Annotated in this window: 3 protein-coding genes; all 3 read left to right on the forward strand. The window is 48.3% G+C overall.

Annotated elements, in window-relative coordinates:
- Positions 1 to 551: regulatory protein RecX (locus AZ66_RS27875; protein ID WP_044357887.1), on the forward strand; the 551-nt coding region annotated here is incomplete at its 5' end.
- A gap of 302 nt (positions 552 to 853) precedes the next feature.
- Positions 854 to 2401 carry a ribonuclease Y gene (rny, locus tag AZ66_RS27880; protein ID WP_044357888.1) on the forward strand — a complete coding sequence of 516 codons (1548 nt, stop codon included), beginning with the start codon at positions 854 to 856 and terminating at the stop codon, positions 2399 to 2401.
- 136 nt (positions 2402 to 2537) lie between these two features.
- Complete coding sequence (locus AZ66_RS27885) at positions 2538 to 3332, forward strand: TIGR00282 family metallophosphoesterase (RefSeq protein ID WP_021262403.1); 795 nt, start codon at positions 2538 to 2540, stop codon at positions 3330 to 3332.
- The last annotated feature ends 220 nt before the right edge of the window (positions 3333 to 3552 follow it).

Below are 3552 nucleotides of genomic sequence, written 5' to 3' on the forward strand. Positions count from 1 at the left end.
CCGGTATTGAAGGTACTGAGTTGTCTCTGGACTCGCTCACGGAGATATTGCGCGCAGACGAAGGGAATAAGGCCTACGTGCAGGCGATCAAGTATTTGCAACGCAAACCACGTACTCGCATTGAACTCGCCCGTAATCTAGCTCAGAAGGGCTATGAGGATGGGATTGTGCAAGAGGTGCTTGATCGTCTGGAACGAGAGTGGCTTGTCGATGATAAATCATATGCGATGCAATGGACGCATCAGCGCTTGAATCGACATATGAAGGGGCGGCGATGGATTCAGCATGAGCTGAAGCAGAAGGGAGTCCAAGAGCGGCATATTGAGACAGCTCTTCATTCGATAGACCCAGATGAAGAGTGGGACAGTGCATTGTCCGCAGCTCGTAAAAAATGGCGGCAGACAAAGGGAGAGCTGCATCTGCGCAAGCAGAAGGTCGCCGCATTCCTTGCACGTAGAGGCTATCCAATGGATATGGCTAGGCGCGCAGCTTACACAGCAGCAGATGAGCGCAGTGAAGAAGAGGAAGTTTCCCACGACATCGAGGAATAATAAAATGACCACTCACGTCATTTGCTTGACAATATCTTTTCTTGAATAATAAAATGAACATGTATCTTTATTTTCACGAGATCAATCTCCTCTTCCAGAGATTGATTTCTAATGATTCATTTCGCCAATTTACTGATTTCCGATTGTCGCCTCAAGGCGACGCCCGTGTATGCGCAAGGCATACACATAAGCTGGCGTATTCGCGCCAGTCATTGAGTTAATTAATGAATAGGGAAACTTGAAAACCACAAATGTAACCTGTCCCAAGCAGTGCTTGGAGGAACCAACGGGGAGGTGAGGCAATGAACGTTCAACTTTGGCTCGCGATCGTTCTCGTTGTGGCCGCATTGTTCTTGGGGTTTGGAATCGGATACCTGATTCGCAAATCGCTTGCCGAAGCGAAGATAACGAGTGCTGAACACGCCGCGGAACAAATTATGGATGGCGCACGCAAGGAAGCTGAAGCACTGAAGAAAGAAACGGTGCTTGAAGCAAAAGACGAAATCCATAAGCTTCGTAATGAAGCGGAGAAGGACATCCGCGAACGACGGAACGAAGTTCAACGACTCGAAAGACGCTTATTGCAAAAAGAAGAGTCGTTGGATAAAAAGTTAGAAGCGCTGGAACGTAAAGAAGAACAAGTAGCTGCTAAAGAGAGACGAATCGAAGAAACACAAGATCAGGTCGATCAAATTTGTCAGCAGCAAGTTACAGAATTGGAACGCATTTCGAATCTGACGATGGAAGATGCGCGTACAATTATTTTGACGAATGTAGAGCAAGAAGTGCGTCATGAAACGGCACAAATGATTAAAGAAATCGAGCAGCAGGCTCGTGAGGAATCGGACAAGCGCTCTCGTGAGATTATTACGATGGCTATCCAACGTTGCGCTGCAGATCATGTCGCAGAAACGACGGTATCCGTTGTTGCATTGCCGAACGAAGAGATGAAGGGCCGCATTATCGGACGCGAAGGACGCAATATCCGCGCGCTCGAGACATTGACAGGAATCGATCTCATTATTGACGATACACCTGAAGCGGTTATTCTGTCCGGATTCGACCCGATTCGCCGTGAAATCGCAAGAACATCTCTTGAGAAGCTCGTTGCGGATGGACGTATTCATCCAGCACGCATCGAGGAGATGGTGGAAAAGTCGCGCAAGGAAGTGGACGAGCGTATTCGCGAATACGGAGAACAAGCTACGTTCGAAGTCGGTGTGCACGGATTGCATCCTGATTTGATCAAAATATTGGGACGTTTGAAGTTCCGTACAAGCTACGGACAAAACGTACTGAAGCATTCTATGGAAGTGGCTTATCTTGCTGGATTGATGGCAGGAGAGCTCGGAGTGGATGTAACGTTAGCCAAACGTGCCGGGCTGTTGCATGACATCGGAAAAGCGTTGGATCATGAAGTTGAAGGATCTCACGTCGAAATCGGCGTAGAGTTGGCGAAGAAGTATAAAGAACATCCTGTAGTCATTAACAGTATCGCATCCCACCATGGCGATTGTGAAGCAACATCCGTTATCGCTATGCTGGTCGCTGCGGCTGATGCCTTGTCAGCAGCTAGACCGGGAGCTCGTAGGGAAACGCTTGAAACATACATCAAACGACTTGAAAAACTGGAAGAGATTTCGGAGTCGTTCGAGGGCGTTGAGAAATCATACGCGATTCAAGCGGGACGTGAGGTTCGCGTAATGGTACAACCGGATAAGATTGATGATGCGGAAGCGTATCGACTCGCTCGCGAGATTACGAAGACAATTGAGGGCGAATTGGATTATCCGGGGCATATTAAAGTTACGGTCATTCGCGAAACCCGAGCGGTTGAATATGCGAAGTAAGATGCACATATAGGATTTGGAGAAGTGGCCTTATTAGGCCACTTCTCCCTTTTAGGAGATATAAAGCAGCCTCTGCGATCGATCGTACCGATCACGCACATCGAATAGAGGTTGCTGCCAGGAGGACTCAGGCTAGATGAAAGTAATGTTTATCGGTGATATCGTCGGAAATACAGGACGTAAGGCTTTGAAGCAGCTTCTTCCGTCGCTCAAGCAGAAGCATAACCCACATATTATCATTGCGAATGCTGAAAATGCAGCTGGAGGCAGAGGCGTCACGGCGGCTATTGTCAAGGAATTCGCTGATTTAGGCGTGCATGGTTTTACGATGGGTAACCATACGTGGGACAACAAGGATATATTCGAATGGATTGATGACGAGAAGCGCATGGTTCGTCCTGCGAACTTCCCGCCAGGAACACCAGGTCAAGGCCATGCGGTCATTAAGGCCAACGGCAAGGAACTGGTGATTGTCAACGTGCAAGGGCGTACATTCCTGCCGGCGATTGATTGCCCCTTCCGCAAGACAGACGAAATCCTTGAGTCACTCGGCAAGAAGCCGCGTGCCATTCTTGTTGACTTCCACGCTGAGGCTACATCGGAGAAAATCGCGATGGGATGGCATCTGGATGGCCGTGCATCACTCGTTGTAGGAACGCACACGCATGTTCAGACGAATGATGATACAATCCTGCCAGGTGGAACGGCATACTTAACAGATGTCGGAATGGTTGGATCCAAGGAAGGCGTACTAGGCATGGAACGGGAAGCTGTACTGCGCAAGTTCAAGACACAGCTGCCTGTTCGCTTCGTCGTTGACGAAGGGAAATGGCAGTTCCATGGACTTGTCGTCGAGATCGATGAGACAACCGGCAAGGCAGTTAAGCTTGAGAAGATCCGCGTCCGCGAAGATGACTGGATCATGGAATAGGAATACGAAAGCGTAAGCGAGGTGAGTGCGTTGGCACTGGGCCTCGCTTTTTTTTATGCACAGAATCTGTTTCGTTAGGAGGATGCCTCTGATCATCATGAGGAAATGAAGGAATCTGCATTGTGAAGGAATTTTTAGGACTTTCACGAATATGTTTTAATAATGGAGTCTAACCTTAACAATCCCGAGGAGGTACTTTCCATGGAAGTATTAAAAGTTT

The sequence above is a fragment of the Paenibacillus sp. E194 genome, from assembly GCF_000935845.1.
Taxonomy (GTDB): domain Bacteria; phylum Bacillota; class Bacilli; order Paenibacillales; family Paenibacillaceae; genus Paenibacillus_B; species Paenibacillus_B alvei_B.